Origin of the sequence: Candidatus Proelusimicrobium excrementi, assembly GCF_937881865.1 — a bacterium.
Lineage (GTDB): Bacteria > Elusimicrobiota > Elusimicrobia > Elusimicrobiales > Elusimicrobiaceae > Proelusimicrobium > Proelusimicrobium excrementi.
In genome coordinates this window covers 1-6326 of the sequence record NZ_CALGEO010000142.1, presented here as the reverse complement: position 1 = coordinate 6326, position 6326 = coordinate 1, and the positions used below count along the sequence as shown (strand labels likewise).

Below are 6326 nucleotides of genomic sequence, written 5' to 3'. Positions count from 1 at the left end.
ATAGCGCAGAAAGCCCTTAAAGCGACGCAGGTGATATCCGGCGGCAGCATAAACACCGACAGCGTAAGCTATAAATCAATAGTCGGGGATTATACTTTGGGCGGCGGTGTCGCCAAGATAAACAAGTCCGACTTAAATTCCGACTTGGCCACGATAACCACGACGGGTACGGTTAATTTCGTTACGGAAAAACTGGATATGAAGATAAAAGTCGGGCTCGGCAAAAACGCGTCGGGTTCGGCGGCGATAAAAGTAGGCGGAACGGTTAATGATCCCTCTTTCAAACTTGACGTCGCTTCGACGGTAAGCTCCCTTTTGGGCGGCGGCAAAGATTCCGCGGCGTCCCAAACGGTGCAGGATGTAAAAAACACGGTTAAAGACATAACCGGCGGAATAAAAAATTTATTTAAAAAGAAATAACAGCGGAGGTCTTTTATTATGGCAGAATCAACTTTTTCGGTACTAAACCTAATCGGGGCCCTGGCTTCCGAGGACGGCAGCGAAATTAAATTTTCCATAGACTCTTATAAAGGCTATAAATATGTGTCGATAAGGAAATATTTAAAATCGGAAACTTACAGCGGCCCTACGAAAGCGGGGATAACGCTCTCGCCGGAAATAGTCGGCAAAATCAATACGGCTTTGGCGGCCTTGCCGGAAGATTATAAAGCGGTGCAGGAAGGCGAACTCGGCAAATACGCAAAAAAACAAGGCCTTTCCATAGTGCTTAGGGTAAGTTCCTATATGGGCAGCAAAGGCATAGATCTGCGCCAGTGGCAGGAAGACGAAAGTTATACCGGCTGGACTAAAAAAGGCATAAGACTGCCGATAGAAAAACTTAAAGAAGTAAAAGAATTGTTCGCCAAAACGGCCAAGTATTTTGAAGAAAATAAATAAACAAATTAAAAACACGGTATATTATTATGTCAGAAGAAAATAATAAAAACCCTTTAAGACAGGAGGAGGTTCCGCCGGCCGCAAAAGCCGCGCAGCTTCCTTCTTCGGTGCAACCCAAAAATCAGCCCCGCCAAAGGCCGGAAATGGCCCTTATCGGGCAGGAAATTTCCGGCTGCGTAATACTTGAAAAAGTAAGCGAAGGCGGCATGGGAACCGTCTTCAAAGCAAAACATAAAGCTTTGGACAGAATAGTCTGCGTAAAGATATTGAGCCCGGCTTTGGCCAATGATAAAAAAGCCGTAGGCCTCTTCCTTACCGAAGCGCGCGCCATAGCGGAAATAGATCATCCGAACATTGTTTCTGTATATAACGTAGGCAAAGAGAAGGGTTTTTATTTTATCGTGATGACTTTTATCGAAGGGGAAAGTTTGTCTTCAATCGTAAGAAAACGCCCTAATCTGCCGATATCTTTTATTATTGATACTTTTATCGGCATACTCAAAGGCCTTGAAGCCGCTCATCAAAAAGGCATAATACACCGTGATATCAAACCTTCAAACATTCTTATAAACAAAAAGCTGGAAGCCAAAATCGTGGACTTCGGTATAGCCAAAAAAGTGGATAAGGAAAAAGGCTGCACTAAAACCACGGAGCTTGCCGGGACGGCGTACTTCCTTTCGCCGGAGCAGGCCTTGGGCCACCCAATAGACGTCCGCGCGGACTTATATTCCGTCGGCGCAAGCTTATTCTACGTACTTACCGGCAAATATCCGTTTACCGGCAAAAATTCCATGGATATCATCCAAAAGCACATTAATGAGCCGGTTCCGGATGTTTCCAAATACAGAAAGGGCATTCCGCCTTGGCTTTCCCTGGCCGTAAGCAAATTGATGAGCAAAAAGCCCGATGACCGCTTCCAAAGCGCAACGGATACTTTAATGTTCTTTCAAAAACAGCGCGCTGACGATCAGCTTAAATTAAATCAAGGGCTTAATATTACCGATGAGGTCGGCCTCAAGGTAAGGAATTCCGATATGAACGCTTCGCCGGTGGCCGGCACAAATGAACGGCACACGGCAGCGCTCGGCAGCCAAATAAGGCAGAATATGCCGGCGGAAAACAAATCTTCTTTCCGCGCCGCCGATATACCTGTTATAGCTTTGGGCGGGGACGATATGTCCGCACAGGCTCCTTCCGCGCCGGAAAACAAATTCCGTATGGACAGCCTTGACGCGCCGACTAAAGAAGTTTTGAAAACGCAGAAGATAATGGAAGAACGCAAAAGGGCTTTGACTTCTTCAAAAAATCCTTTTTCAACTTTCTCCGCGGCTAAAAGGAAGTTCCTTTTAAAAGGGATTATGTATACGGTCTTGAGTGCCTTCGGCGTTTTTGCGGCAATAGCTTTGTTCCTGAAACTGGGCTTTTTGTGCGCTTCAGCGGCAGGGGCGGGAAACACTTCTTTGGTGGCGTCTTTCATAAAACCGTGGACTTCCGGCTCTTTTGCAGAAGGCCAAATGGCTATGGGTGCGGTGTGCTTCGTCTTTTTGGCTGTGGCTTGCGCTTTATTCTTCTTTGATCTTATTAAGAAGATTGTGCCGGCCATATTTATTTTGGCTTTGCTCTCGTACCTGTTCGGTTTTTACGGCTGGGTTCAGCCCGATTCCGTTATCGCGCCGCTTTCTTCCTATCCGTATTCTTTGTTTTACGCTTTGCTTGCGGGCGGTTTGGCACTTAAAATTGACGATTTTGAGGACTTTTCCTTTATATACCGCTTTATAAGCGCGGCAATATTCGGCGCGGCGTTTTACTTCTTTGTTCAGTTCGTCAAGCCGGATGTTTTCGCTTCCGGCGAGCTTACAGAACCCTTAAAGTACGGCGCTTACGGTGCCTGCGCCGCGGTTTGCCTGTTGACTTTCTTAAGAGGCGGCTTCATTTTAAGAACGCTTTGCGTTTTGCTTTTCGCGGCTTCTTTGGGCGGAATATGGGTTTATCAGTCTTCCGGCGATTACTACGCTTTGCATGATGAGGTTGTTGCGGCTTCAAAAGCCAAGAACGAAGCGCCCGCATCAAAAGAATTATCCCACAGCTATACCGCTTACGAATCCGGCCAAGACGCCGGCGACGGCGGCGCGGAAAGAAACCGCGGAAAGTCGCCCGAACAGCTTAGGAGCGATTTTATAGAAGCTCTTTCAACGCTTAACACTACCGCCAATCAGGAAGCGGTGGAGCAGTATACTTGGGTATTCGCGCTTAAAGCGCCTTACGAGAAAATCAAATATTCTTGGTATGAGGATAATGTCCCGCTGTTTATACTGTATATTATCGCCGTTTACGCTACGGCGGCTTTTGTGATTGACATACTTGCCGCGAGGGAAGACAGATGGAATTTGATATAGAACTGGCCTCTTATACCGATATAGGTAAAATAAGGGAAAAAAACGAGGACAGCGTCCTCATCGCGCCGGAGCTTTGCCTTGGCGCGGTTGCCGACGGCATGGGCGGCCATAACGCAGGGGAAGTCGCCAGTAATTTGGCGGTGTCCATTTTAAGGCAGACTTTGGCGGATTTGAAAGCAAAAAAGATTTCAATTCCTCAGGATTTTGAACCTTCGCTTGACCCTATGCCTCGCAAACTGTTATACGCTTCTGGTTTGGCGAATCTTCGCATTTATACGCTTTCTTCGGAAAATTATAAAAGGCGCGGAATGGGAACCACGTTAAGCGCGATTTACATAGAACCCGGCGCAAGCGCGGCCGTGCATATCGGCGACAGCAGAATTTACCGCCTGCGTGACGGCGCACTTAAACAGATTTCCAAAGACCATTCTTACGTTCAGGAACAGGTGGCCCGCGGGCTTATCAGCAAAGAACAGGCCGAAAAATCAAGAATACAAAACATTCTTACCAAAGCTTTGGGCTTAAGGAAAGATATGCGCTGCGATATAATAAAACTTAATCCTCAGCCCGGGGACGTATATATGCTTTGCTCCGACGGCGTCAATAAGGGCATTAAGGACGAAGAAATCGCGGAAATCCTTAAAAAACCTTTAAGCGCGGGCAGGCTCTGCCAGGAGATAGTAAAATTCTCGGCCCGCAACGACGGCAAGGATAATGTTTCCTGCGTGGTGTTTAAAATGCTGCCCAAACAGGACAAATCCTTTTTGGATAAAGTCATTTCTTTCCTTAAAAATAATTAGCAGTCAGCTTTGGGGATTGACAAAAATAAAAAATAATGCTAAATTAGCAATGTAAGGCGGAGAATGCCAAAAAAGCCTTCGCCCAAAAAAGATTTTATAAAGTTTATCAGGAGGAATCTAAGTAATGGCAACAAAGATTAAACCGCTCGGGGACAGAGTAATCATCAGCCCCATTGAGCCCAAAGAAGTAATAAAAGGCGGGATTATAATTCCTGACAGCGCAAAAGAAAAACCCATGCAGGGCAAAGTAGTGGCGGCCGGCCCGGGCGCATTAAACAAAGAAGGGGCTAGGCTCCCCATGGACGTTAAACCCGGCGATACCGTTCTTTACGGCAAATATTCCGGCACCGAAATAAAATTGGACGACGAAAAATACATTATTATGCACCAGGAAGAAATCCTCGGTATTTTAGACTAATTTAAGGGGGAAATTCAAACAATATGGCTAAACAGATTATATTTTCTGAAGACGCAAGAAGCAAAATGAGAGCCGGTATCGGCAAAGTTGCCGATGCGGTAAAAGTAACCTTAGGCCCCAAGGGCAGAAGCGTTGTGTTGGAAAAGAAGTTCGGATCACCGTTGATTATCGACGACGGCGTAACTATCGCCAAAGATATCGAACTTGAAGATAAATTTGAAAATATGGGCGCGCAGCTTATAAGGGAAGTCGCCTCCAAGACCAATGACGTCGCCGGCGACGGCACCACCACCGCCACGGTTTTGGCCAATGCTCTTTTAAGCGAAGGCATCAAAAACATTACCGCCGGCGCCAATCCGACCTTGGTAAAAAAAGGTATCGAAAAGGCCGTAGAAGCGGTAAAAGCCGAACTCAAAAAAATGCAGAAACCCGTCAAAACCAAACAGGAAAAAGCGCAGATTGCGACGATTTCCGCCAATGATAAAGTAATAGGCGATTTAATTGCCGAAGCTATGGATAAAGTGGGTTTTGAAGGCGTAATCACGGTGGAAGAAGGCAAAACCGCCGATACGACTTTGGACGTCGTGGAAGGTATGCAGTTTGACAGAGGGTATATCTCCCCTTATTTCATCACCGATTCCGAAAGAATGGAATGCGTGCTTGAAAACTGCGCCGTAATCATTACCGATAAAAAGATTTCCACTATGAACGAACTTTTGCCTTTGCTCGAGAAAATCGTACAAAGCGGAAGGAACTTCCTCATCGTTGCGGAAGACGTTGACGGCGAAGCATTGGCTACGCTCGTAGTAAACCGCTTGCGCGGCACCCTTAAAGGCTGCGCCGTAAAAGCCCCGGGTTTTGGCGACAGACGCAAAGAAATGCTGGAAGACATCGCCGTTCTTACCGGCGGTACGGTAATCAGCGAAGAACGCGGCTTTAAACTTGAAAACGCCACGCCGGAAATGCTCGGCTCCGCCAAGAGGATAATCGTCGACAAAGAAAGCACGACGATAGTCAACGGTTTGGGCGATAAAAAAGCCGTAGCCGACAGAGCCGCCCAAATCAGAAAACAGATTGAACTTTCAACCTCCGACTACGATAAAGAGAAACTTCATGAACGCTTGGCCAAACTCAGCGGCGGCGTAGCCGTAATCAATGTAGGCGCGGCCACCGAAACCGAACTTAAAGCCAAAAAAGCAAAAGTCGAAGACGCCAAAAACGCCACGAAAGCCGGCGTTGAAGAAGGTTTGGTCCCCGGCGGCGGCACCGCTTTAGTCAGATGCGAAAAGGCCTTGGAAGCCCTTAAAGCCTCCAACGAAGACGAACAAACCGGCATCAATATCGTAAAGAAAGCCCTTACGGCTCCTTTAAGACAAATTGCCGAAAACTCCGGCCTTGATGGTTCCGTCGTTGTCGAAAAAGTAAGAAGCATGAGCGGCACGGAAGGCTTCAACGCCGATACCGACACTTATGAAGACTTGCTTAAAGCCGGCGTAGTCGACCCCGCCAAAGTGGTTAGGACCGCGCTTGAAAACGCCGCTTCCATAGCAGCTACCGTACTTTTGACGGAAGCTTTGGTGGCCGACCTCCCCGAAAAGGAGAAAGGCCCGGCTATGCCTCCGATGGGCATGGGCGGAATGGGCGGTATGATGTAATTTTTGTTCCGAATGGGCCGGCGCCAAAGCGCCGGCCTTTTTTTTATTTGTTTTTTTACTCTAAATTAAGTCTTCGTCTATTTTTACTCGTGTTCAGTTACACTCTCACGGCTAACAATTTTCTATTTTTGAGTATATTTTGATTTTTTACTCACTTGGA

At 47.0% G+C, this 6326-nt stretch carries 6 protein-coding genes; all 6 read left to right on the top strand.

Annotated elements, in window-relative coordinates; genetic code table 11:
* The coding region (locus tag ACQY26_RS06610; RefSeq protein WP_428048353.1) for an AsmA-like C-terminal region-containing protein at positions 1 to 420 on the top strand (420 nt) is incomplete at its 5' end.
* 18 nt (positions 421 to 438) lie between these two features.
* On the top strand, positions 439 to 897 hold the full coding sequence (locus ACQY26_RS06605; RefSeq protein ID WP_428048352.1) for a PC4/YdbC family ssDNA-binding protein: 459 nt from the start codon (positions 439 to 441) through the stop codon (positions 895 to 897).
* Between the two features lie 26 nt (positions 898 to 923).
* Positions 924 to 3293 (top strand): serine/threonine protein kinase, encoded by a 2370-nt coding sequence (locus ACQY26_RS06600; RefSeq protein ID WP_428048351.1) that lies wholly within the window; start codon positions 924 to 926, stop codon positions 3291 to 3293.
* On the top strand, positions 3278 to 4093 hold the full coding sequence (locus ACQY26_RS06595; protein WP_428048350.1) for a PP2C family protein-serine/threonine phosphatase: 816 nt from the start codon (positions 3278 to 3280) through the stop codon (positions 4091 to 4093). The genes ACQY26_RS06600 and ACQY26_RS06595 overlap by 16 nt, the downstream gene beginning before the upstream one ends.
* Before the next feature lie 124 nt (positions 4094 to 4217).
* Positions 4218 to 4511, top strand: a complete 294-nt coding sequence (locus ACQY26_RS06590) for a co-chaperone GroES (protein ID WP_428048349.1) — start codon at positions 4218 to 4220, stop codon at positions 4509 to 4511.
* A gap of 23 nt (positions 4512 to 4534) precedes the next feature.
* Positions 4535 to 6166 carry a chaperonin GroEL gene (gene groL, locus ACQY26_RS06585; RefSeq protein WP_428048348.1) on the top strand — a complete coding sequence of 544 codons (1632 nt, stop codon included), beginning with the start codon at positions 4535 to 4537 and terminating at the stop codon, positions 6164 to 6166.
* Positions 6167 to 6326: the final 160 nt, after the last annotated feature.

What these genes read in the sequence shown, in the direction of transcription:
- ACQY26_RS06605 (WP_428048352.1), top strand. Translation starts at nt 439, where the DNA reads ATGGCAGAATCAACTTTTTCGGTACTAAACCTAATCGGGGCCCTGGCT.
- ACQY26_RS06600 (WP_428048351.1), top strand. Translation starts at nt 924, where the DNA reads ATGTCAGAAGAAAATAATAAAAACCCTTTAAGACAGGAGGAGGTTCCG.
- ACQY26_RS06595 (WP_428048350.1), top strand. Translation starts at nt 3,278, where the DNA reads ATGGAATTTGATATAGAACTGGCCTCTTATACCGATATAGGTAAAATA.
- ACQY26_RS06590 (WP_428048349.1), top strand. Translation starts at nt 4,218, where the DNA reads ATGGCAACAAAGATTAAACCGCTCGGGGACAGAGTAATCATCAGCCCC.
- groL (WP_428048348.1), top strand. Translation starts at nt 4,535, where the DNA reads ATGGCTAAACAGATTATATTTTCTGAAGACGCAAGAAGCAAAATGAGA.